Below are 21,437 nucleotides of genomic sequence, written 5' to 3'. Positions count from 1 at the left end.
AGAGCACCTGTCAGCCGCGCTCAACCTTGGCGGCGATGACCTCGCGGGCCAGCTGGCGATAGTTGCGGGCGCCGGAGGAGGCCGGGTCGAGCGTGGTGATCGGTGCGCCGGCCACCGTGGACTCGGGGAACTTGACGGTCTTGGTGATGACCGTCTGGTAGACCTTGTCGCCGAACGCCTCCACGACCCGCTGCAGCACCTGGCGGCAGTGGGTGGTGCGGCTGTCGTACATGGTCGCCAGGATGCCCTCGAGCTCGAGGTCGAAGTTGAGCCGCTCGCGGACCTTGTCGATCGTGTCGAGCAGCAGTGCCACGCCGCGCAGCGAGAAGAACTCGCACTCGAGCGGGATGAGCACGCCGTGCGCGATGGTCAGCGCGTTGATCGCCAGCAGGCCCAGCGAGGGCTGGCAGTCGATCAGGATGAAGTCGTACTCCTTGCGGACCGAGCGCAGCGCCCGGGCCAGCGCCATCTCGCGGGCGACCTCGTTGACCAGCTGGATCTCGGCCGCGGACAGGTCGATGTTGGCGGGCAGCAGGTGCAGGCCGGCCACATCGGTCTTGATGATGACGTCCTCGGTGGCCACGTCGTCCTGCATGAGCAGGTTGTAGACGCTCAGGTCGAGGTTGTGCGGGTTGACGCCGAGACCCACCGAGCAGGCGCCCTGGGGGTCGAAGTCGACGAGCAGGACCTTGCGCCCGTACTCGGCCAGGGCCGCACCCAGGTTGATCGTGGTGGTGGTCTTGCCCACGCCACCCTTCTGGTTGGCCAGGGCGATGATCCGCGCCGGGCCGTGCCGGTCGGTCGGCATCGGCTCGGGGATCGGGCGGCGCATCGTGTACGCCGTCGGGTCGGCGGGACCCAGATCGGCGCCGAGGTCGAGGGAGCCCTGCTGCTCCCGGAGTGTGGAGGTCCAGGCCTCCGCCCGGTTGCCGTTCCCCGTCATGACCTCGCCCCCTCCCGACTCGCCAGCCGGAGCCGATGCCCGACTCTACGCCACGCGCGCCGCACCGCCGGGGTCAGCCATCGGCGTGTCGCCTGAAGAAAGCCGAGATGGATGCGCAGCGTCTAACGAGCACGCGGGTGAGCGGTCGCGTAAACCTCGCGGAGCCGGTCCACGGTGACCAAGGTGTACACCTGCGTAGTCGTGACCGAAGCGTGTCCCAGCAGCTCCTGCACGACCCGGACGTCGGCGCCGCCGTCGAGCAGATGGGTCGCGTACGAGTGACGCAGCGTGTGCGGCGAGACCGCGTACGGGCCCTCGACCGGCAGCTCGGCCGCGACCGCCGCCCGGCGCAGGATCATCCAGGCGCCCTGCCGGGACAGCCGTCCACCGCGCGCGTTCAGGAAGACGGCCGGTGTCCCTGTGCCGTTCGCGCTGAGCGCGGCTCTCCCCCGTACCAAATAAGCCTCCAGAGCAGCCCGCGCGTAACCGCCGACCGGAACCAACCGCGTCTTTCCGCCCTTGCCGCGCAAGATCGCGTGGTCTTCGTCAGAGGCCGAGAGCGACAGATCGTCGATGTCCGCACCGACCGCCTCGGAGATCCGCGCCCCGGTGCCGTAGAGGAACTCCAGCAGCGCCCGGTCCCGCAGCCCGGCCGGAGTGTCGTCGCCGGGCACCGCCAGCAGCCGGGTCACCTGATCGACATCGAGGGCCTTGGGCAGGCGCTTGGGCGGCGCCGGCGGCCGTACGTCGGCCGCGACGTCGCCGCCCGTGTAGCCCTCCCGGGCGGCGAACCGGTGCAGGCCCCGTACGGCGCTGATCGCCCGGGCCGCCGAGGAGGACGCCAGGCCCTCCTCGCGCAGCGTGGCCAGGTGATCGGTGATCGCGGAGGCCGTCACGTCGGACAGCTCGGTGACACCGGACGCGGCGAGCGCCGCGGCGTAACGGTCGAGATCACGCTGGTACGACACGAGGGTGTTGCGCGACAGCCCACGCTCGACGGTGAGATGGTCGAGATAGGCGGTGATCACACGGTGCAGGCTCAGGTCAGCACCGCGTTCAGGGGCAGGTTCCGCATGCCGTGCGCCTCCGCGACCGGTCCGTAGGTGACGTGCCCGTCGTGGGTGTTCAGGCCCAGCGCGAGCGCGGCGTCGGCCTTGAGCGCCTGCCGCCAGCCGAGGTTCGCCAGTTCCAGAGCGTACGGCAGGGTGACGTTGGTCAGTGCGTAGGTGCTGGTGTGCGGCACCGAACCCGGCATGTTGGCCACGCAGTAGAACAGCGAGTTGTGCACCTGGTAGACCGGGTCGGCGTGGGTGGTGGGCCGCGAGTCCTCGAAGCAGCCGCCCTGGTCGATCGAGATGTCGACCAGCACGCTGCCCGGCTTCATCCGCGCGACCAGGTCGTTCGGCACCAGGTTGGGCGCTTTCGCGCCGGGGATCAGGACGGCGCCGATGACCAGGTCGGCGTCGAGGACGGCCTTCTCGATCTCGTACGCGTTGGAAGCCACCGTCTGCAGATGACCCCGGTAGTCGGCGTCGGCCGCCCGCAGCTTGGCGATGTTGCGGTCGAGCACCAGGATCTCGGCCTGCATGCCCAGGGCGATGGCCGCGGCGTTCATGCCCGACACACCGGCGCCGATCACCACGACCTTGGCCGCGTAGACACCGGGGACACCGCCCATGAGTACGCCTCGTCCCCCGCCCGAGCGCATCAGGTGGTACGCGCCGACCTGCGGGGCGAGCCGCCCGGCGACCTCGGACATCGGCGCCAGCAGCGGCAGCGAGCGGTCGGGCAGTTCCACCGTCTCGTACGCGATGCCGGTGACCTTGCGGTCGAGCAGCGCGTCGGTGCACTCCTTGGACGCGGCCAGGTGCAGATAGGTGAACAGGACCTGACCCGGCCGCATGCGCGGATACTCCTCCGCGATGGGCTCCTTGACCTTGAGGATCAGCTCGGCGCCGCCCCAGACCTCGTCCGCGCCGGGCACGATCGTGGCGCCGGCCGCCTGATAGTCCCCGTCGGTGATCGACGAGCCGGTTCCGGCCCCGGCCTGCACCAGCACCTCGTGCCCGGCCCGGCGGAACTCGTACACACCGGCCGGCGTGATGGCCACCCGGAACTCGTTGTTCTTGATCTCGCTCGGAATGCCGACCTTCACGGCACCGTCCTTCCACTCGACGCTGAGTATTTGAGCGGTTCGTTCTCTTTGGACAGTACGGTAGATTGCCGATCATGGTGGTTGATCTGAACACGTCGGCGCCGCACTCGGCGCGCATCTACGACTACCTGCTCGGCGGCAAGGACAATTTCGAGGCCGACCGCGCCGCCGCCGCGACCATCGTCGAAGCGTCACCCAGCCTGCCCATCTCCATGCGGGCCAACCGCCGCTACATGGCCCGGGTCGCGCGCCACCTGGCCGCCGAGCGGGGCCTGCGCCAGTTCCTCGACATCGGCACCGGCCTGCCCACCAGCCCCAACCTGCACGAGGTGGTGCAGGAGCAGGACCCCACTTCCAGGATCGTGTACGTGGACAACGACCCCATCGTCCTCGTCCACGCGAGGGCGCTGCTGACCTCCACGCCGGCCGGTTCCACGGCGTACATCGACGCCGACCTTCGTGACGTACGGAAGATCCTGCGCTCGCCGGAGGTGGGCGCCCTCGACCCGTCCCAGCCGGTGGCGATCAGCCTCATCGCGGTCCTGCAGTTCATCACCGACGAGGACGAGGCCCACGCCATCATCGACGAGCTGCTGGCCCCGTTCCCCGCCGGCAGCACCCTGGCCATCTCCACGGTGACCGCCCACAACGATCAAGCCGTGGCCGGCGCCGCCGCCTACCGCTCCCGCGGCATCCCGGCCAAGGCCCGCACCGACGAGGAGGTCACCAAGCTCTTCCGCGACCTCGACCTGCTCGACCCGGGCGTCACCCTGGTCCACCGCTGGCGCCCCGCCCCCGAGGACGAGGCGATCGGCGACCACCACATCCAGATGTCCGGCGGCGTGGCCGTCAAGAGGTGACGTCGCGGCCGTTCACGACCAGCCTGTGGGCGTCGGCGTCCGGCTGATCGAGCCCGAAACTGATGATCCGCCGGGGACGGATCCGGATGATCTCCCCGATCGCCTCGGCGGTGCCGCGGATCTCCACGCAGCGCACCCGCCACGGGTCGACCGACGGCACGTCGTCCACGACGAGGGCGACCTGCCCGTTGGCCGCCACGTTGCGGTACTTGCGGCTGCTCGACATCCCGTACCCGGGGATGTCGATCGTGCCCGCGGCGGCGTCGACCCGAAATCCGACCGGGCTGTTCTGCAGCGTCCCGTCCGGCCGGAGCGTGGCGAGCCGCCCGAGCGGCTGCGCCTGGAGGTACGCGAGTTCGATCTCGGTGAAAGGCATGCCCGGAGGTTGCAACCTCAACCTCCGTTCAAGTCAAGCCGTACGGGGTAATCGCCGATCATGAGTGATATCAGCCCCGAGACCGAATACGCCGAGTACGCCGAGGAGGCGCCCGGCTCCAGCGACTACACCGCCGGCTCGGCCTCGCCTTCCGAGGACCGCGACCGCGCCAACCAGGAAGCCCACGGCGGCAGCATGGCCCCGGGCCTCGTCGACGACGCCGGCAATCAGGTCGAGGAGCCGCCTCCCGCGCCCTGAGGCTCGGCCGCGGTCAGGTCGGCGAACAGGTCGGGGCGGTCCGGGTCGTCGACCGGGCGGCGCGGGGCGAGGACCGTGGCGGCCACGTCGGCGACCGGGACCGCCTCCAGCGTGCGCCCGGCCCACAGCATCAGCGACAGGTCGACCCCGGCCAGCGGCGCCGGCGCCCGGGAGACGGTCCAGACCGCCGCCGACGGCACCTGGGCCGCCGCGACCAGCGGGGCCGGCCCGGCCAGCAGGAAGTCCAGGTCGAAGTCGACCAGCAGCCGCAGCATCGTGGCCCGGTTGGCCGGGTCGACCCCCTCGAACGCCTCGTCCAGCCACAGCGGCCGCGGCGCGTCGGCCGACCGTGAGTAGAGCGCCACCAGCGTGGCCAGCAGCGGCTGCAACAGCGTGACGACCTTCCCGCCGCCGGAGTCGACGCCGTGCACCTGCTTGGTCAGCGGCTTGAAGTCTCCGCCCTCGACCCGGTAGTAGCAGACACAGTCGAACCAGGCCCGGTAGTCGAGCAGCCCGGTCAGATGCTTCACCCACTCGTCGGTGCCGATCACCCCGGAGTCCTGGGCCTCCCGGAGCCGGTCACCGAGGAAGAGCCGGATCTGCTCCTGGGCCGAGTCCGACTCGATCCGCCCCTCCTCCAGCGCCCGCAGCAGATTGAACCCGTGCTGCTGCCCCTCGGCCGGCCGCCGCCGGATCTGCAGCACCGTCCGGTTGGCGCCCGTCGGATGCCGCAGAAGCACCTCGTTGACGGTCGTGAGCAGCGTGACGACCCGGGTCATCCGGTCGGCGAGGTGGTCGATGAAGGTGGACGACAGCAATTCGGCGTACATCTGATGCAGCTTCTCGTCGTGCGTGGCCGACAACTCGGCCACCGCCTGGTCCAGCCGCTCCACCGCCCCCGGCGGGTCGAGCGGCGTCCCCGCCGCGTCCACCACCAGCGTGATGGCCGGCAACGGATGCGCCTCATCCGCCTCACTGACGATCACCGACCGCCCACCCGACGCCTCGAGCAGCGTCTGCAGCTCGGTCATGGCCCCACGCAGAGCCCGCTGCAGAGCCGTGTCGACCCGCCGGTCCCGGTCCCCGGCATTCTCCGGCCACGAAGGCGGCCGCACCGTCTCCACAGCCACCCGGGCCTGAGCCAGCGCCTCTTCCAGCGTCCGCCCCGCATCACCGTCCCCGATGCCGCGGGCCAGGGCGATCCCGGCGTCGACCGGCACCCACCACGCCCGCGCCGCCGCCTCGCGGGCGGCGACGGCCGCGGTCACCGCGTCCTGCCGCCGCTGGGCCTCACCCTGCGCGGTGCTGGCCGCGGCCGCGAGGGACAGTCCCCGCTGCCGGCCGGCCGCGATCGACGTGTCGAGCTCGCGGATCCGCTCCTCCAGCTCGGCCGACCGGGCGAACTGTTCCCGGTCGTCCAGGCTCACCGAGGCCTCCGCCTCACCGGCCTCGGCGTCCAGCTTGGCCGCCGTGACCGCGGCCTCGTCCACCGCGTCGGCCGCCGCCGTCCGGGCCGCCTCGGCGGACTCGACCCCGGTCACCGCCGAAGCGACGGCCCGCTCCGCCACGTCCTGGTCCTTCAGCGCCAGCCGCAGCGATCCGGCCGCCAGCGCCGCCGAGTCCAGCGCCGTACCCACGGCGTCCAGCTGCTCGTCGGTGGTCGGCAGCCCGTGCTCGTCGGCGTACCCGGTCACCGCCGTGGTCGCGGCGTCCGCCTCGCCCTTGGCCTCGGAGGCCTTGCCGGCCGCCTTCGCATGGGCCGTCTCGGCCCGGTCCCGCTCCCCGGTGGCCGCGGCCAGGCTGATCGCCGCCGCCACCACATCGGCGTCCCCGGGCGCCTCGGCCGCCGCCGCCCGCAGCGCCGCACTCCGCGCCGCCAGCTCCTCGGCCCGCCGGGTCAGCTCCTCGCCGGCTTCCCGATCGGCCGCCGCCTGCTCCCGCAGCGCCGCGATCTGCCGCCGCCGCGCCGCGGCCCGAGCCGCCGTACCCAGAAGCTCGGCCCCCTCGACGGCCCGCCCGGCCCGGCCGCCGGCGATCGGCGTCCGCCACCGCCCGTCCCCCGCGATGACAAGGTCCCCGCTCATGGGCCGGCCCGGACCGGCATAACCGATATGCCGGAGAATCCCGGCGACCGTGCCGCCCAGAGCTCCCGCGTCCTCCGCCGGCTGCAAGACAGACGACAGCGGTCCCGAAACAGCCGGCACGCCCTCGGCACCGACGACGACGGTCTCCGCCCCATCACGCTCATCCGACCACACGCCGTCGGCCGTCACCCACGCGTCGAGCAACCCGGCCGCGTCCAGTGCGGCCTCGACATGGTCCAGCACCTCGGCCGGCACCCCGTCGACCGGGTCGACCAACCGCCACAGCGGCGCCCCGTGCGCCCCCGGGAACGACGGCCGCTCCCGGCGGCTCCAGCGCATCGGCCCCGAGGGGTGCGGGTCTCCCGCCTGGCCCAGGCGGGCCGCCTCGCGGTCGGCCTCGTCGGCCCGCACCGCCGCCGCCCGGGCCTCGGCGCGCACGTTGGCGATCTCTTCCGTGAGCGGGCCCACCGACGGCTCCAGCCACTCGCGCGCCAGGAGACCCGCGAGCACTTCCCGAGGGCGTACGGCATGGGTCTGGGAGACGACCTCCCGCACCCAGTCGTCGCGCAGGGCGACCGGCGGCACCGCCGCCGGCAGGCCGACCGCCCACCTCTCCAGGTCGTCCGAGAGCTGCTGCACCGCGTCCGTCACCGTCGTGGCCGCCTCGGCCGCGACCGCCGAGCGGGCCCGCGACTCCTCACCCAGCCGCGCCGCCGTCGCCGATTCCGCCTGCCAGCGACCGACCGCCGTCGCGGCGGCCCGGGTCAGCTTGCGCAGCGCCGACACCTGGGAGCGCCGGGCCGCCACGGCCGCGTCGATCCGGTCGACGTCGCCGTCGGCCGCCCATCGCTGCGCCTGCGCGTCCAAGCCGGCACCGCGCAGGGCCGCTCCCACGTGTGTGACCGCCGCCGCCGACGCCGCGCGGGCCAGGTCGAGCCGTCCGGTCGCCTCCGAGTGCGCGGCCGCCGCGGCTTCGAGCGCCACACCCGTACTCGCCAAGTTTCGGCGAGCCGTGCTGAGGGTGACCTCGGCCGCCGCCGCGTCCCGGCGCATCCGCTCCGCGTTCTGCGCCCGCCCGGTCGCGTCGCGGTAGGCCGCCGACCGCAGCAGCTGCGTCAGCGCCGCCCGCGCCCGCTGCACCCCCGCCTCCAGCTCGTCGCCGCGCCCGGTCTCCGCGGTCAGCTCCGCCCGCGCCGACGCCAGAGCGAGTTCGGCGGACGAGGCGGCGGCGACCGCCGCGGAAACCGCCTGATCGGAAGCCAGCAGGTCGTCCGCCCGGGCCCGCAGCAGCGCGTCCGCCCACGGCCGCCAGGCCCGTGCCAGATAGACACCCACCGCGTCCCGCGCCGCCACCGCGTGGTCGCGGTCGCGGCCGAGCTGCTCCAGCTGTTGCCAGCCGTCGGCCAGCTTGTCCACCTCGGACTCGGCCACCGCGGGCAGGCTCATCCGGATCTGCTCGGTGAACCAGTCCGGGTTGAGTTTCTGGCCCAGGTGCGGCGTGCGGAGCACCTTCAGCATCTCGAGCACCGTGGCGAAGCGGTCGTCGTCGGAGAACCCGAACAGGTCGGTGGCGATCCGGGCCGCGTACCTCTTGCCGCTCCGCATCACCTCGAGGCCGTCGACGCCGGCGAGTTCCTTGGGCTCGACCGCGGACGAGCCCACGGCGAGGGTGAGCCCGTCACGGACGCGGGCCGCGCCCCGGCAGATGATCCAGACCGGGTCGAGCTGGCTGACGCCGCGCTTGGCCTGCGCGTAGAGCAGGGTCGTGAAGAACTCGGGCCCGTCCTCGCCGAGCCGCCCGTACTCGACCCAGGCCCAGCCGCGGTGGGCCGACCCGGTGGCCTCGCGCCGGTCGCGGGCGTCGTCGGTGGGCTCGACGTAGTAGCGGAACGACTTGTCGGACTGGCCGAACGTGTCGATGTACTGCCGGTCGAGGCTGCCGGACAGCATGATCAGCGTGGTCAGCGCCATCAGCGTCGACTTGCCGGACTGGTTGGCCCCGACGAACTGGGCCCGGCCGTCGGCGAACCAGTACTCGGCCGCGTCGAACTCCCACAGCCCGACGCAGCCCGCCCGCAGCACCTGCCACCGCGACCGCTCCGGCGAGGGCAGCCCGCCGTGCGCGGCGGCGTCCCGCCACGCGGTGAGCTGCGCGTCGGTGGCTTCGGGGGTCAGGGTCATCGGGCCGGCTCCGTGTTGTCGGTGATCGTCACGTCGGGGTCGCGGTAGCGGCCGGCGGCCGCCAGCAGGGTCCACGACCCGTCCCAGGAGACGCGCAGCAGGCCGAGCTCGGTGAGCAGCCGTTCGGCGTCGCGCCGCACGGTGCCGGGCACCGTCTTCTGCGGCACGGTCATGTAGTCGCCGCGCCAGCTGATGAGATCGTCCACCACGGCGTCGACCTCGTCGGTGCTCAAGTGGACGGTGCCGTCGGCGTGCCTGGTGCCGTCGCGGCCGGCCTGGTCGGCCATGAGCAGGGCCACCCAGTCGGTGGCGCGGGCACGCGGCCAGTCGGCCACCGTGGGCGGCTTGACCTCGTCGTCGGCCAGCACCACGAGCAGGCCCTCGGTACGGGCCTCGATCGCGCCGCCGGTGATCTGGGCCACGTCGGCCGCCCGCTGCCCGCGATGGGCGCGCAGCGCCTCGGCCTCGGCGGGCGGCAGATCCTCGTACGCCACGAAGGGTGTCTCGAGAAGCGCGCGCAGTTGCCGAACCGTCTCGGAGGCCGTGACCACCCCGGGGTTGAGGGCCAGGTCGACCACGTCGGGGCTGGTCATCAACAGCAGCGCGTCGCGGTCGACCTCGTAGCCGGCGCCCGGGCCGGTGCCCGACTCGGTCCACTCGTCGAGCAGCCGCTCGTCGCTGCTGCGCGGCCGCAGCACGCCCCACGAGGCCAGGTAGGCCGCCGCGTCGCGCAGCAGCCGCCGCTGGGTCTGGTCGTCCGGGTCGTAGCGGGCGGCCGGCAGGTCACGGACCATGTCGGACAGCCGCTGCAGGGTGACCCGCCCGGCCACGTCCTCGCAGCAGGCGGCCAGGCAGCAGACCAGCGCCAGCATCCGCCGCTCGGGCGCGTCGGCCGGACGCGGCGGCCGGGTCACGGCGCCGCCCAGCGGCACCCGGATGAGCCGGACCGCCTGCCCGACGCGCTGCACCCGGTAGCCGAGCCGCCGGGCCGCGTCGGTCACCGCCTGCTGGTGCCGCAGCACGAGCCGGTAGAGCCGGGGATCGCCGGCCGCGGTGACCAGCGGCTTGGCCAGCAGCCCGGTGAACGCCTGTTGTGCCTCGCGGGCCGAGGCGGTCGTTTTCATCGCTGCCCCGCGGGCGTGATGTGCAGCCGGATGTCGGGGTGCACGAGCCGGCCGTCCGGCGTGTGCACCACCGCGGCCGGCGCTCCCGGCGGCGGCGGATCGGCCCGCAGCAGCCAGCGCGCGTCGCCGGAGGTCGCCGAGCGCACCCCGTCGGCGCCGGCCCGCGCCGACGCGACCACCCCGAGCAGGATCATCAGCATCTGCAGCTCGGGCGCGGTCAGGTCGTGCCACTGCGACAGCCGCAGCCCCGACCGGGCCAGCACGGCCGCCTCGGTCCGGGCCGCCGCGTCCCGCAGGTGTTCGGTGTGGACCCGCGCCGCCAGCCGGCTGGCCGACCGGTCGGTGATCCGGGCCGGCCCACCCGCCGTCGCTTTCGGCCCCTGGCGGCGCAGGCGGGCCGCGACCGGCACCGGCTCGGCCGCCCAGAACGACGGCACGCCGGCCGCCATCGGCGCCTCACCGGGCAGGTGCCGCGCCGAGAACAGCCCGGTCGTCGCACACCACACGTCCCAGGCGCTCTCGTCGTCGGCCGCCGCGTCGATCCGGGAGGCCAGCGCCAGCAGCTCGGCCCGGCGCGACACGTGCCCGCCGACGGCGGCCAGCGTGCGCTGCCCGCGCAGCAGCGGCCCGATCGTGTCGCGCATCTGCCGGCGCAGCCGCCGCGCCTGACAGTCCGGCCCGTCGAACCAGGACCGCAGAACGGCCAGGGTCTCCGCGTAGGACGCCGTGAGCTCGTCGATCGCCGCGTTGTCGGCGTTCGCCCCGAGATGGTGCACCGCGATCCGCCGCCACGTCACGGTGTCCACCTCGCCCAGCTCGGAGATCAGCGCCGTGATCCGCTCGGAGTGCGTGTCGACGCCACCGCCCCACATGTCCACGTAGCGCCGCAGCGTCTCCTGCACGGTGTTGACCTTGGCCTGGTCGGGCGTGCCGGCGAGCGCCCCGGCCAGCCGCGCCTGCCAGCTCGCGGCCGCCCGCGCCATCGCCTGATGCGTCGTCTGGATCACCGACCAGGCCGACGCCGCCGCCGCCGGATCGACCGGCGCCGTCTCGCGCAGCACGCCCAGGTTGGCCGTCAGCACGCTCGGCGCCAGCGTCGCGGCGGCCGCCGACGCCAGATCCTGCCCCAGCGACATGACGGCCCGGTGCAGCTCGGCCGCCACCTCGGTCAACTGGTAGCGGTCCCAGTTCAGCACGAAGTCGGCGTCGCGATCGGTCCGGTCCTGGAAGACGATCACCACGCCCCACTTCTCCAGGGCCGCCATCCGCTGCTTCAACGTGTCGTCGAGGATCGCCGGATCGGCCCCCGCCCGCACCAGCTGGTCGCGCAGGAGTCCTGGCAGATCGGCCGCCGCCACGCCGGTCAGCGTGTGTTGCTGCTCCTCGAGCAGAACCTGCACGATCAGCCTGTACTGAGCCGCGTAACGACTGGTCAGATAGCTCGCCTGGAGCAGACCGCCGGGCAGCCCCGCCAGCTGCCACGGGTCCGCGAACTCCTGTTCGCCGGCCATGACGTGCCACCCCCTCCGCCCGCATCGGCGCTGATCAACGGCCCTGTCGACCGTTCTGGGTGGCGAGCATAGGCAGGGGGTCCGACACTTTCACGCACCCGGCCGCCGGAGCGCGAAAAGAATCACCCGTGGTTCAATCGGCGCCATGGAGATCCTGCTCTCGGCAGCCCTGGTCATCCTCGCCGTCTACCTCGTCAGCAACCGCTCGCGCCCGAGCAGCCGCGAGGCCGCCATCGACCGCAAACTCGACCTGATCATGCGCCACCTCGACATCGCGGACCCCGCGGACGAATCGCCCGAGGTCCTGGGCGCGCTCATGCGGGGCCAGAAGATCCAGGCCATCAAGGCCTACCGCGAGCAGACCGGCGCCTCCCTCGCCGACGCCAAGAACGCCGTCGAGCAGATCGCCAAACAAAGAAACCTTTAACCCATTTGGTACGGATCGGCGGAAAGCCCCGCTTCGCCGGGCCCGGCTGGGTGCCGTCCCGGCCCCTCTGCCGCCGCTGCCGGGTTGTCCTGCAACGAAGGCCCGGCTCGGCGGGCGCGCTGCGCTCAGCCGCCGCCGAGCAGGGCGCTCTCCTGCGCCCTGCTCATCGCCGCTTCCGGCCGCCCGCGCCAAAGGTGGTGTAACGCCATTTCTCGGCCCTGGTGGCTCGGCGAACCGGGCGGCCCGCTCCTTGCCATAGTCCTCAGCCATAGCCCGAATCATCGTGCCGCCGGCTTCGGCCTTCGCCGCAAACGGATTCTGCTTGCCTCTTGAACGGGTGCCCCGGTCAGTCGCCGCAGAACCACAGGTACAAATGTTGACCTTCCCCGACCAGGGTCGCGAGCCGGCGAACCTGGGCACGGGCGAGTTCAGGAATCAGGCCGGCAGGGAGTCGGTCCAGCTCAGCCATCAGGATGCGAATCTGGCGCCGGTTGAAGACCGTATCGAGATAGCCGCAGAGCCCGGCGAGCATCGGAAACATAGCGGCATCGAGATCGATCAGCTCTTGAGTCCAGTCGAAGCCCCGCGAGCTGGCCACGATCCGGCCGGACTCGCCGCGTACCTGGAGGTCGATCACCGCGCCACGGTAACGGCCGCCTCCGCAAGATCGATCACGGTGTTCGCGCCAAAGCCCTCTCCCCCGCGACCGAAGCCAGTCATCTCGTCGCTCCGTGGGAGATTTCGCGTCGCTGTCAGCAGATCTCTCACGGGGTCAAGTGGCGGCTCGACGCCATGACCAAGGCTGTCGACGAACGTCATAGAATCGGCGGTATGAGCGACGTGGATGGCGGCCTGGTTCACCAGTGCCGGATTCCGTAGTCCACTGCGTGAGAGACCGCAATCCCCTGCGCCGCGCAGGACGCTCTTGCCTGCAAGCCAAATCTCCTGGGTTCAAGGGGCGCGCGCGGCGTGGAACTTCGTAGCCGCCTGATCTGCTTCAGCTGGAGATCGGGGCCTGTACCGGCGGCCGGGCCCGCGTCGACGGGTTGGGCGCCTGCCTGATTCCTGGAGTTCCTCCGCGTCATTCGCGCTGCCGAAAGCGCGGGCGGCAGCAAGCGCGGCGACGGTGATCGTTCCGATCACGCCGGCCCCAGCCGCTGCCTGTCCGCCTTGACCCAGGAGTAAAACTGCAAGGGTGGCCGGCGTGCCGGTTGCGGCGATGGCCAATGACCATCCAGCGAGTCGTAGGCGACTGGCTTGAGTGCTGACGTCCGCGGTCATGACCGGGCCCGACGTAGAGAGGCCTCACGCAACTCGGCGGCGAGCACCCATGCTCGATCGAAGAGGCGCAAGGCATACCAGAACTGCCGCCACCATGAAGCTCCCGACGTGCCGAGCTCGTAAAGTTCGCTGCGGAATTCCTCCCGGTATCGGTCACGGTGTTCGCTGGGAAGTATGAGGACCACACCGCCGACTAGGCTGCGGACGCTTTGGACGATCTGCTCGGGCTCAACTCCCCGGAAGCTGAGGCCAGCAGCGTGAAGCTCACTCTCCACCCGTATGCGCTCGACATCTTGGTCTCCTCCATCCGACTCGGCCAGGTGTTGATCAATGCCGAGAGCCCGAGAGGCGAGTCGGAGGCGCTCGTCGTAGGCCCTGAGGACAGCCGCACGCCATTTCGGGGAATCATCCTTCGTTGGTCGCCGGCGTCGTTCTCTATCGAGCCGCCGCAGGTCGTAGGCAAGGTTCTCGATGGTCAAGGCTTCAAGCTCTGAGGGTGTCGGCTCCGCCATCAGACCCCGCCTTCCGTGATTGCCGGACGCCAAGCGCTCATTCCGACCACGGGTGTGCGCGCCTTCGCCAGCGCCTGTCGCGCGAGCTCGGCCCCGTCGGAACTCAACCGGTAGTACCGCCGTCGCGGACGACCTTCTTTCCCCGGATCGATGTCCTCCCATCGAGATTCGAGCCAGCCGAGGCCCTCCAGCCGGGCGAGGATCGGATGGATGGTGCCGGTCGCAAGGCCAGCGACTTGACTCAGCTGCAACCCGTAGAACTCGCGGGTCGGATGTTCCAACAGAGCCCGCAGCACCAGCTGGGTCGGCAGCGTCATCTTCAGGGCCATACTTTATTTCTATCTAGGGGCTAGCTAGATCACAAGCTAGGTAACGCTATTCCACTCCCTGAAGCAAAGGCCTCCATCCGGAGTGCACCCGAACGCCACAGCCACCACCAGCACCGACGAGCGCCAGGCAGCATTGCGCGGCAGGGGACAACACGGGACGACCGAACACGACGACCTGGGATAACATCGACGAGGGCAAAGAGGTCGAGTCTGCGGATGGAACCAACCCTCGAGATCGTGAAGAGCAAGACCCCCGGGACCAACGGCACTATCAACATCGTGTTCGAGAGCGGCTCGAGCATCAACGTCCGGCCTGACGTCGTGAGTCGTTGATGCGGGTGCAGTAGCGCTTGATGGATTCGAGGATCTGGTCGGCGGTTTGGCTCAGACGTAGGGCCTTGAGGTCGTCCAGCACCACGTGTACGTCCAGGTCGGCAGGAACTTCTTGAACTCGATCGCCCGGTGCCGGGCGTGCAGGCCGACGAGGACTTTTTGCCGGTCGTCAGGTTCAGGGCGGCGTAGAGGTTGGACAGCTCTACAGGCGCAGTCCGATCCTCGGCGAGGATAAGCACGACGACTTCGAGCAGGCGGGGACCGTCCGACGTCCATCACACAGTTCGCGCCAGAGCCCCATTCACACGACCGAAGCCACGAGACTGCCTTGAACGCGACTTCGCCGCGTCAGACCGGCTTGAGACCGCGGAATGAGCGGCGAGTCCGCCCTACCCAGAAGCCGCCCCGGGCGGTGCAGCTGTTCGGCGCGAGGCTGGAGGCGCTTCCGGTGCCGGTGCGGGTAGGGGCCCGCACCGGCGTACAACTCAGGCCTTGGTGATTTTGATGTTGTCGACGGCGGCCTCGACCAGGGACGCGGTTGAGGTGTCGGCCGCCTCCACGACGAGGTTGACGGTCTGGCCGGCGTAGGCGGTCAGGGCGACCGAGGCGGTCTGCCAGGCCGGAGCGCGGTCGGTGGCGGCGCCGGACTGGGTGAACAGCGTGGTCGTCGTGCTGCCGGAAACGAGGCGGACGCGGAAGTAGTCGGCGCTGCTCGAGTTGGTCAGGTGCGACAGGTACCAGGAGAAGCTCAAGGTCAGCGTGCCGCTGGGAAGGGTGATCGCCGGGGAGCGGAGGCTGGTCACGCCGCCGTCCACGTCGTTGGCGCCGGCGCTCGAACCCGCGGAGGCGCCGGTGACCAGGTCGTACGTGCCGCTGGCGGCGGTGCCCAGCTGGGAAGTCGTGGCGGCCGGATCGCCTCGCTCGAACAGTCCCAGGGTCGCGGTGTCGGTGGTCGGACGGGTCCAGGCGGTCGCGGTTTCGAAGTCGTCGGACCAGACGGTGGTGCCGGTGGGCGGCGTGGTCGAACCGGCGGCGAGGGTCCAGACGGCGTACGCGATGGCGTCGCTGTTGCGGTCCAGGGCGGTGTCGTTGATGTTGGAGATGGTGTCGCAGGACGCGTGGTAGCAGGGGTCGAACGTGGTGGCCGTGCCGCCCCAGAGCTGCACCTGCGCGGCCGTCTTGCGGCCCTCGGCGCCGGTGAAGATGCCGCCGGCGGGGATGCCGGCCGCGATGAACGGGCCGTAGTCGCTGCGGCCGTCGAAGTCGGTGCCGCGGGTGGGCACGCCGATCGAGGTGAAATACGCGGCCAGGGTCTGCTCGATCTGCGCCGAGCCGGCCGGGCCGGGGCCCGAGCCCGTGCCGTCCGAGTTGTCACCGTCGTACAGGAAATAGCCGGGGTTGGGTGAGCCGACCATGTCGAAGTTCAGGTAGCCGGTGATCGCGGCCTTCTGCGCCGAGGACAGCGAGTTCACGTACGCGGTGGAGCCCCGCAGGCCGAGCTCCTCCGCGCCCCACCAGCCGAAGCGCAGGTGGCGGGACGGCTGGAAGCCGGACCGGGCGACCTGCAGCGCCACCTCGAGGTTGGCCGCCGAGCCGGAGCCGTTGTCGTTGATGCCGGGGCCGGCGGTGACGCTGTCCAGGTGCGCGCCGATCATCAGCGTGTTCGCGGTGTCGCCGCCGGGCCAGTCGGCGATCAGGTTGTAGCCGGTGGCCCCGTTGTAGGTGAACGACTGCTGCGTGGTGGTGAAGCCGGCCGCGTCCAGCAGGTTCTTGACGTACGTGACCGAGGCCAGGTAGCCGGGGCGGCCGTGGGCGCGGTTGCCGCCGTTCGCGGTGGCGATGTTCTGCAGCTGCTGCAGGTGAGCTTTGACGTTCGTGACCGAGATGTCCGGAGGGGCGGCTTCCGCGATCGGCGCGACGGCCATCGTGAGGCCCATCGCGGCGACGGCCAGCAGGGGGATATGCATGCCGCGAGCATCGCAGGATCTCGATGCGTCTCATTCATATCAATCAATTCATAATGTTGTTCAGCGCGGCCCATTGCAGCAGCATGATCGTCTTGGCGTCGGCGATCCGGCCGTCGGTGATCATCGTGAGGGCGTCGTCGAAGTCGAGCTCCACCACCTCGATGTCCTCGCCCTCGTCGGCCAGGCCGCCGCCCGCGCCGGTGCGGTCGGCCGCGGTGTAGGGCGCGGCGTAGAAGTGCAGGCGCTCGGTCACCGAGCCGGGGCTCATCCAGACCGCGAAGACCGGTTCGAGCTCGCCGACGGTCACGCCCAGTTCCTCGCCGGCCTCGCGGCGGATGGCGCGGGCCGGGTCGTCGCCGTCCAGCAGGCCGGCCGCCGCCTCGATCAGCATGCCGTCGGGATGGCCGTTCACGTAGGCCGGATAGCGGAATTGCCGGGACAGCAGGACGGACTTCTTGTCGCGGTTGTAGAGCAGGATCGTGGCGCCGTCGCCACGGTCGTACGTTTCGCGTTGTTCGCGGGTCCAGCGGCCGTCGCGGTGGCGGTAGTCGAAGGTGGTCCGCCGCAGCACGTGCCAGGCGGTGGCCACCAGCTCCACCTCGTGAACCACCACGTCGGGATTACCGCGCAGGTCACGCCCGATCTGGTCGAGGCCGGTGCGGCCGCGGGCGTCGGGCTCGTCGATTCCCCAGGTCATGAGGCGTACCGTACAGTGCGTAAGAGTCGACAACAATGAGGTGAAACACGCAATGCTTCCCGCGGAGCGTAAGGACTTCCTGCTGGCCCGGCTTCGCGCCGACGGCAAGGTGGTGGCCAAGGACATGGCGGCCGAGCTCGGCATCGCCGAGGACAACATCCGGCGGGACCTGCGGGAGCTGGCGGCGGCGGGTCTCTGCCAGCGGGTGTACGGGGGTGCGCTGCCCTCGGCGCCGGCCGCCGCCGACTACGCGACACGAACGGCGGTCGCCCCGGACAGCAAGGCGCGGGTCGCGGCGGCGGCCGCGGCGCTGATCGCTCCCGGTTCCACAGTGGTGCTGGACGGCGGAACCACCGCGCTCGCCCTCGTCGCCGCACTGCCGCCGTCGCTGACGGCGACCGTGATCACCCACAGCGTGACCGTGGCGGCGGCGCTGGTGGACCATGCCGGAGTCGAGGTCTTCGTCCTCGGGGGACGGCTCTTCAAACACTCGGCGGTCACCTCGGGCGCGGCGACGGCCGAGGCGGCGCAGTCGGTGCGCGCCGACCTTTTCTTCCTGGGCGTCACCGGGGTCCATCACCAGGCCGGGCTGACCACCGGCGACGCCGACGAGGCCGCGATGAAGCGCCTTCTGGCGTCCCGTGCCGCCGACACCTATGTGCTGGCCAGCGCCGAGAAGATCGGAGCGGTTTCCCCGTACGCCGTGATCCCGCTCCGGTCGGTTTCGGGCGTCATAACGGACGTGACCTCGGAGCTGCTGGAAGCCACCGGCGTGCCGATCATCCCGGCCGGATAGGCAGCCCGGCCGCCGCCCGCCACGGCTGCGGCTCGAACGGCCCGTCGGTGAGCACGGCGGTCACCATCTTCACCCCGGCCGCGAAGGCGTCGGCCAGCTCGAAGTCGTCGTCCGCGTCGCGGCTGAGCTCCCGTACCGGATGCATGTTGTGGTTCTCGGCGCACCAGCACGCCACCTCGACCGAGGCCTCGACCGTGAGCCGCGGCCCCGGGCGCCAGGCCAGGTAGAGGGCGAGCTCGAGCCAGTCGTCCCGCGTGTTGTAGAGCGTGATCGTGATCCCCACGAGATCGCGGCGCAGCCCCTCGGCCAGCACCTCCGGCGGCTCCACATGATCCGGATACCAGTGCCAGGACACCCGGTCGGCCGAATGGTGCCGCTCCAGCCGGCCGGCCAGCTCACGCAGACGCCCCTCGGCGCCCGCGAACCCCGGCGGCAGCACCTCGTGCAACGGAACGTACGCAATGGACGAAACCGGCCCGGCCATGCCCGATCCCTCCGAATCCCCACTCACCCCGTGTTTCGCACCTTACTGCCGATTTAGTACGGCGTCACGACCGGCTCCGCTGTCACAGGCCCGGCTGGGTGCCGTCCCGGCCCCTCTGCCGCGGCTACCGGGCTGTCCTGCAACGAAAGCCCAACCCATCGACCACGGTCGCAGTGTTCCCGCCCGGGCCCCACCCCCGCCGCGCGAACCCGGCTCGGCGTCGACGGCGTCCCTCAGTTCCCCCGCCCCAGCTCCGCCAGACTCGGCAGCCGCGACCCGCCGAGCCTTCCCATGGCGCCGCAGGTCCTAATTCTCGTCCTGGCCGTAGGTAAACCGGCGGCCCACCAGGAGAACGCGGCCGGCGTCGTCGCGAGCTGACCTGGCGCGAGCGGCGACAGCGGTGGTCGACCTACCGGCCGAAGACTGCTACGAAGGGCTGCTGACCGTGTGCTGGGCCAGTTCATCAGCACTCAGGCACAATGATCATGATGAGACGCCTGGAGCTGACGTATGCGCAGGTCGGCGCCACCCGCGACGATCCACTGCCCAGCGGCTATGGGCATGTGTTCCGGGATGCACGGGTCGGGAGTGGGCGCCCCGCGTTCGAGGCGGCGGCCGACGGGCTGTTCCGCTGGCAGATGCACCGCAACGCCGGGCTCTCGGTGGCCGCGGGTGCGGCCCGGGTCGCGCCCGGGGTCGACGTCACCCTGCGCCTCGCCTGGCTCAGGATTCCGTGCCGGGTCGTCTACACCGTGCAGGAGCGGGATCGCCGGGGCTTCGCCTACGGGACGCTGCCCGGGCATCCGGAACAGGGTGAAGAGGCCTTCATGCTGGAACTGACGCCGGCGGGGGATGTCCGCTTCCGGATCCGTGCCTTCAGCCGCCCGGCATCCCTGCTCGCGCGGGCCGGCGGGCCGCTGACCCGCGTGGCCCAGCAGCTCGCGACAAGCCGCTACGTCACCGCAATCCGGCAGCTGACCCGGCCCTGATCTCCGCCGTCGTCACAGTGCCGGCGACCGGCCACCCCTCGTGTCGCGCTTCCGACGGCCGTGACTGTAGCGGTGCCGAATCTATTGATGAGCCTCAGTCCGCGTGGTCGCCTGGAGGCAGGCCGACGAGAGGACGCGGAAATGGGCAAGCGGGAACCCGAGACAGCCGAACGGAGCATCGCGGTCTTCCTGAACGCATTGATCAAGCTGGCGCCGGGCGGCGCCTTCCTGATTCTGGCCGGCCTGACGCCTCTGATCATTTTCGGCTTGTCGGACAGATCGCGATTCCTTCTCATCGTGGGCGTCGGATCCATGGTGGCCGCGGGCGCGTTCGTCGTCGGCGGCTTCACCGGATTCCTGTTCGGCATTCCGCGAACCGCTCAGGTCGAAGAACCGGCCCCGGACGGCACCACGCAGCGGCGGATCGGCTACCGAGTCAACACGAACCTGGAACAGATATCGGACTGGCTCACCAAAATTCTGGTCGGCGTCGGCCTGATCCAGCTTCCTCAGATCGCCGATGCCGGACGACGATTGGCCACCCTCGTCGCCGCCGCGATGGGTGCGGGCCCGGGTTCCCTCGGAATGGCGGCCGGCCTTCTCGTCTACTTCCTGGGTAACGGATTCCTCGGCGGCTACTATCTGACGCGTACGACCCTGACCACCGTTTTCGCCGTTTCCGACACCCAGGTCCAGGACATCGAGGATCGGGTACGCCGAGCGGAGGAAGTCAGCCGCGAAGCCCTCCTGCGCAGCGAGCAGCTGGCCCGGGACATCGGCGACCCACCCGACCTCCGTCGCTAGCGTCTCGTACGGTCGCCGATCTCGCGGGTCCTTCGCCGCTTGGGTGTGTCCGCCGAGGGACACGACGACGAGTTCGACGCTGTTCGGCTCGGCCGCCATCGCCATATGGAGGACTGGATTCCGGCGCTCCCGCCTATGTAGCCCCGGGCGGAGCGCGACTACATTCACCGCTGTGCGCGATGGGGGTGGGGCGGCGCGGATCCCGCGGCTGTCCATTGTGGTGATGGTGAGCTTGTCGCTGCTGGCCGGCTGTGGGCTGCTGCCCCGGAAGGCGGGCTCTGCGGACGGGACACCGCACACGTGGGTGGGCGGCGACGCCGGCACCGCGGTCATGGTGCAACTGACCAGGCAGGGCAGTTCGCTGACCGGCACCGTCGACCAGTCGACGGTCGAGGACGAGTCGACCGTGAAGCCGGCGCACGTCCAGTTCACCGGCACGCTGTCCGGAACGGCCCTGACCCTGACGTTCACCGGGCCGCTGGGGTCGCAGACCTCGCTCTCGGGAACGCTGACGAAGGACGACCTCTCGTTGTCGGTGCCCCGCTCGGACGGATCCGTCGGTCAGGTCGTGCTGCGACCGTCGACGGTCGACCACTACAACGACCTGGTCGCCGGCCTCCGGACGGCGGCGGAGACGGCCGCCGGCGTGCAGGCGTCCACCGAGGCCGTCCAGGCCGCGGCGGCCGCCGCCGAGGAAGCTTCCAGCAAGATCGCCGGCGACATGGACGCTCTGCAAACGGCGGTCAGTCAACCACCGGGCCTGGAAGCGCTCGGCACCGCTCTCGCGGACGCCCGCGCCGCCCTGGGCCGGGCGCGAGCGCAGGCGGCCGCCGCCGGATCCGAGAAGGACGTGATCGCCGCCTGCGACAAGGTGATCGCGGCCGCCGACCAGTCGACGGCGGTGCACGACGCCGACTCCGCGCTCCAGGCAACCGTCGCCGAGGTCGACGCCGCCGCGACGAGAGTCAACGAGTTGATCAGCACGCTGGACGACGACCTGGTCGCCTACCGTGGGGCGCTCGCCCAAGCCCCGGACGATACGGCCATCGCCGAGTTGCGTACCCGAGCTCAGAAGACGGCCACGTCGTGGACGTCGAAGTCCGAAAGCGCCAGGAAGAAGATGGCCGCCCTCATCGCCGACGCGGAAGCGGTCGTCGTCGCGGCGGACAAGAAGTACTGCAAATAGCGCGGTGGGGGGGGGGGGGGGGGCCCGCCCCCCCCGGGGGGGGGGGGGGCGCGTTTGGGGGCGGGGGGGGACCACCGTCCCTAGCAGCGCCCGCGGCCACGCCCCCCCCGGCCGGCGGGGCCGCGCCCGCGGCCGGCGCC

Annotated in this window: 21 protein-coding genes; 8 read left to right on the top strand and 13 right to left on the bottom strand. The window is 71.2% G+C overall.

Features of this window, described 5'->3' with window-relative positions:
* Positions 1 to 10: 10 nt before the first annotated feature.
* The 3 genes from ACGFJ7_RS34875 to ald form a co-directional block, all read right to left on the bottom strand.
* Positions 11 to 943, bottom strand: coding sequence for a ParA family protein (locus tag ACGFJ7_RS34875; RefSeq protein ID WP_360258447.1), 933 nt, complete (start codon positions 941 to 943; stop codon positions 11 to 13).
* A gap of 122 nt (positions 944 to 1,065) precedes the next feature.
* Positions 1,066 to 1,968: a site-specific tyrosine recombinase XerD gene (locus ACGFJ7_RS34870; protein WP_392646368.1), complete on the bottom strand. Its 903-nt coding sequence runs from the start codon at positions 1,966 to 1,968 to the stop codon at positions 1,066 to 1,068.
* Between the two features lie 14 nt (positions 1,969 to 1,982).
* The gene (gene ald / locus ACGFJ7_RS34865; RefSeq protein WP_360258449.1) at positions 1,983 to 3,098 is read right to left on the bottom strand and encodes an alanine dehydrogenase; all 1,116 of its coding nucleotides are present in this window, start codon (positions 3,096 to 3,098) and stop codon (positions 1,983 to 1,985) included.
* Between the two features lie 74 nt (positions 3,099 to 3,172).
* On the opposite strand from ald, the gene ACGFJ7_RS34860 reads away from it, so the two are divergent.
* Positions 3,173 to 3,958, top strand: a complete 786-nt coding sequence (locus ACGFJ7_RS34860; protein WP_392646075.1) for an SAM-dependent methyltransferase — start codon at positions 3,173 to 3,175, stop codon at positions 3,956 to 3,958.
* On the opposite strand, the gene ACGFJ7_RS34855 is transcribed toward ACGFJ7_RS34860, so the two are convergent.
* Complete coding sequence (locus ACGFJ7_RS34855; protein WP_392646073.1) at positions 3,948 to 4,334, bottom strand: PPOX class F420-dependent oxidoreductase; 387 nt, start codon at positions 4,332 to 4,334, stop codon at positions 3,948 to 3,950. The two genes, ACGFJ7_RS34860 and ACGFJ7_RS34855, sit on opposite strands and share 11 nt — an antisense overlap.
* A gap of 60 nt (positions 4,335 to 4,394) precedes the next feature.
* Here ACGFJ7_RS34855 and ACGFJ7_RS34850 point away from each other — a divergent pair, with 60 nt between their 5' ends.
* A complete protein-coding gene (locus ACGFJ7_RS34850) occupies positions 4,395 to 4,592 on the top strand; it encodes a hypothetical protein (protein ID WP_360258457.1) in 198 nt (65 codons plus the stop codon).
* Here ACGFJ7_RS34850 and ACGFJ7_RS34845 read toward each other — a convergent pair.
* Genes ACGFJ7_RS34845 through ACGFJ7_RS34835 form a run of 3 tightly spaced genes read right to left on the bottom strand, consistent with a single transcriptional unit; the run spans position 4,562 to position 11,492 of the window.
* Positions 4,562 to 8,857 carry an SbcC/MukB-like Walker B domain-containing protein gene (locus tag ACGFJ7_RS34845; protein ID WP_392646071.1) on the bottom strand — a complete coding sequence of 1,432 codons (4,296 nt, stop codon included), beginning with the start codon at positions 8,855 to 8,857 and terminating at the stop codon, positions 4,562 to 4,564. The genes ACGFJ7_RS34850 and ACGFJ7_RS34845 overlap by 31 nt on opposite strands.
* Positions 8,854 to 9,981 carry a TIGR02678 family protein gene (locus ACGFJ7_RS34840; RefSeq protein ID WP_360258461.1) on the bottom strand — a complete coding sequence of 376 codons (1,128 nt, stop codon included), beginning with the start codon at positions 9,979 to 9,981 and terminating at the stop codon, positions 8,854 to 8,856. The genes ACGFJ7_RS34845 and ACGFJ7_RS34840 overlap by 4 nt, the downstream gene beginning before the upstream one ends.
* Entirely contained in the window at positions 9,978 to 11,492 is a 1,515-nt protein-coding gene (locus tag ACGFJ7_RS34835; RefSeq protein ID WP_360258463.1) for a DUF2397 domain-containing protein, read from the bottom strand. The genes ACGFJ7_RS34840 and ACGFJ7_RS34835 overlap by 4 nt, the downstream gene beginning before the upstream one ends.
* A gap of 145 nt (positions 11,493 to 11,637) precedes the next feature.
* Between ACGFJ7_RS34835 and ACGFJ7_RS34830 the strand changes: the two genes are divergently transcribed.
* Complete coding sequence (locus ACGFJ7_RS34830) at positions 11,638 to 11,919, top strand: hypothetical protein (protein WP_360258466.1); 282 nt, start codon at positions 11,638 to 11,640, stop codon at positions 11,917 to 11,919.
* A 346-nt stretch (positions 11,920 to 12,265) separates the two neighbouring features.
* Here the strand turns inward: ACGFJ7_RS34830 and ACGFJ7_RS34825 are convergent, their stop codons facing one another.
* Both ACGFJ7_RS34825 and ACGFJ7_RS34820 read right to left on the bottom strand, forming a co-directional pair.
* Complete coding sequence (locus tag ACGFJ7_RS34825; RefSeq protein WP_392646068.1) at positions 12,266 to 12,556, bottom strand: hypothetical protein; 291 nt, start codon at positions 12,554 to 12,556, stop codon at positions 12,266 to 12,268.
* On the bottom strand, positions 12,553 to 12,738 hold the full coding sequence (locus tag ACGFJ7_RS34820; RefSeq protein WP_392646066.1) for a hypothetical protein: 186 nt from the start codon (positions 12,736 to 12,738) through the stop codon (positions 12,553 to 12,555). The genes ACGFJ7_RS34825 and ACGFJ7_RS34820 overlap by 4 nt, the downstream gene beginning before the upstream one ends.
* 671 nt (positions 12,739 to 13,409) lie before the next feature.
* On the opposite strand from ACGFJ7_RS34820, the gene ACGFJ7_RS34815 reads away from it, so the two are divergent.
* On the top strand, positions 13,410 to 13,694 hold the full coding sequence (locus ACGFJ7_RS34815) for a hypothetical protein (RefSeq protein ID WP_392646064.1): 285 nt from the start codon (positions 13,410 to 13,412) through the stop codon (positions 13,692 to 13,694).
* A gap of 17 nt (positions 13,695 to 13,711) precedes the next feature.
* Here ACGFJ7_RS34815 and ACGFJ7_RS34810 read toward each other — a convergent pair whose 3' ends face one another.
* The 3 genes from ACGFJ7_RS34810 to ACGFJ7_RS34800 form a co-directional block, all read right to left on the bottom strand.
* Positions 13,712 to 14,041: a helix-turn-helix transcriptional regulator gene (locus ACGFJ7_RS34810; RefSeq protein ID WP_360258473.1), complete on the bottom strand. Its 330-nt coding sequence runs from the start codon at positions 14,039 to 14,041 to the stop codon at positions 13,712 to 13,714.
* 818 nt (positions 14,042 to 14,859) lie between these two features.
* Entirely contained in the window at positions 14,860 to 16,341 is a 1,482-nt protein-coding gene (locus ACGFJ7_RS34805; RefSeq protein WP_392646062.1) for a M28 family peptidase, read from the bottom strand.
* A gap of 43 nt (positions 16,342 to 16,384) precedes the next feature.
* The gene (locus ACGFJ7_RS34800; protein WP_392646060.1) at positions 16,385 to 17,038 is read right to left on the bottom strand and encodes an NUDIX domain-containing protein; all 654 of its coding nucleotides are present in this window, start codon (positions 17,036 to 17,038) and stop codon (positions 16,385 to 16,387) included.
* A gap of 52 nt (positions 17,039 to 17,090) precedes the next feature.
* Here ACGFJ7_RS34800 and ACGFJ7_RS34795 point away from each other — a divergent pair, with 52 nt between their 5' ends.
* The gene (locus tag ACGFJ7_RS34795) at positions 17,091 to 17,834 is read left to right on the top strand and encodes a DeoR/GlpR family DNA-binding transcription regulator (protein WP_360258478.1); all 744 of its coding nucleotides are present in this window, start codon (positions 17,091 to 17,093) and stop codon (positions 17,832 to 17,834) included.
* On the opposite strand, the gene ACGFJ7_RS34790 is transcribed toward ACGFJ7_RS34795, so the two are convergent.
* Complete coding sequence (locus ACGFJ7_RS34790) at positions 17,818 to 18,318, bottom strand: hypothetical protein (protein ID WP_360258481.1); 501 nt, start codon at positions 18,316 to 18,318, stop codon at positions 17,818 to 17,820. The genes ACGFJ7_RS34795 and ACGFJ7_RS34790 overlap by 17 nt on opposite strands.
* 488 nt (positions 18,319 to 18,806) lie before the next feature.
* On the opposite strand from ACGFJ7_RS34790, the gene ACGFJ7_RS34785 reads away from it, so the two are divergent.
* The 3 genes from ACGFJ7_RS34785 (at position 18,807) to ACGFJ7_RS34775 (ending at position 21,297) form a co-directional block, all read left to right on the top strand.
* On the top strand, positions 18,807 to 19,307 hold the full coding sequence (locus ACGFJ7_RS34785) for a DUF1990 family protein (protein ID WP_392646058.1): 501 nt from the start codon (positions 18,807 to 18,809) through the stop codon (positions 19,305 to 19,307).
* 60 nt (positions 19,308 to 19,367) lie between these two features.
* Entirely contained in the window at positions 19,368 to 20,111 is a 744-nt protein-coding gene (locus ACGFJ7_RS34780; protein ID WP_392646056.1) for a hypothetical protein, read from the top strand.
* A 172-nt stretch (positions 20,112 to 20,283) separates the two neighbouring features.
* Positions 20,284 to 21,297 (top strand): hypothetical protein, encoded by a 1,014-nt coding sequence (locus ACGFJ7_RS34775; protein WP_392646054.1) that lies wholly within the window; start codon positions 20,284 to 20,286, stop codon positions 21,295 to 21,297.
* The last annotated feature ends 140 nt before the right edge of the window (positions 21,298 to 21,437 follow it).

The organism is Actinoplanes sp. NPDC048988 (assembly GCF_043197815.1).
In the GTDB taxonomy this organism is placed as follows: Bacteria; Actinomycetota; Actinomycetes; order Mycobacteriales; family Micromonosporaceae; genus Actinoplanes.
This window is presented reverse-complemented; position numbering and strand designations above follow the sequence as displayed.

Bases quoted from the DNA above. Each gene is read 5' to 3' on its own strand.
- ACGFJ7_RS34875 (WP_360258447.1), bottom strand. From the start codon at position 943: ATGACGGGGAACGGCAACCGGGCGGAGGCCTGGACCTCCACACTCCGG.
- ACGFJ7_RS34860 (WP_392646075.1), top strand. From the start codon at position 3,173: ATGGTGGTTGATCTGAACACGTCGGCGCCGCACTCGGCGCGCATCTAC.
- ACGFJ7_RS34855 (WP_392646073.1), bottom strand. From the start codon at position 4,334: ATGCCTTTCACCGAGATCGAACTCGCGTACCTCCAGGCGCAGCCGCTC.
- ACGFJ7_RS34850 (WP_360258457.1), top strand. From the start codon at position 4,395: ATGAGTGATATCAGCCCCGAGACCGAATACGCCGAGTACGCCGAGGAG.
- ACGFJ7_RS34845 (WP_392646071.1), bottom strand. From the start codon at position 8,857: ATGACCCTGACCCCCGAAGCCACCGACGCGCAGCTCACCGCGTGGCGG.
- ACGFJ7_RS34840 (WP_360258461.1), bottom strand. From the start codon at position 9,981: ATGAAAACGACCGCCTCGGCCCGCGAGGCACAACAGGCGTTCACCGGG.
- ACGFJ7_RS34835 (WP_360258463.1), bottom strand. From the start codon at position 11,492: ATGGCCGGCGAACAGGAGTTCGCGGACCCGTGGCAGCTGGCGGGGCTG.
- ACGFJ7_RS34830 (WP_360258466.1), top strand. From the start codon at position 11,638: ATGGAGATCCTGCTCTCGGCAGCCCTGGTCATCCTCGCCGTCTACCTC.
- ACGFJ7_RS34820 (WP_392646066.1), bottom strand. From the start codon at position 12,738: ATGACGTTCGTCGACAGCCTTGGTCATGGCGTCGAGCCGCCACTTGAC.
- ACGFJ7_RS34810 (WP_360258473.1), bottom strand. From the start codon at position 14,041: ATGGCCCTGAAGATGACGCTGCCGACCCAGCTGGTGCTGCGGGCTCTG.
- ACGFJ7_RS34805 (WP_392646062.1), bottom strand. From the start codon at position 16,341: ATGCATATCCCCCTGCTGGCCGTCGCCGCGATGGGCCTCACGATGGCC.
- ACGFJ7_RS34800 (WP_392646060.1), bottom strand. From the start codon at position 17,038: ATGACCTGGGGAATCGACGAGCCCGACGCCCGCGGCCGCACCGGCCTC.
- ACGFJ7_RS34795 (WP_360258478.1), top strand. From the start codon at position 17,091: ATGCTTCCCGCGGAGCGTAAGGACTTCCTGCTGGCCCGGCTTCGCGCC.
- ACGFJ7_RS34790 (WP_360258481.1), bottom strand. From the start codon at position 18,318: ATGGCCGGGCCGGTTTCGTCCATTGCGTACGTTCCGTTGCACGAGGTG.
- ACGFJ7_RS34785 (WP_392646058.1), top strand. From the start codon at position 18,807: ATGAGACGCCTGGAGCTGACGTATGCGCAGGTCGGCGCCACCCGCGAC.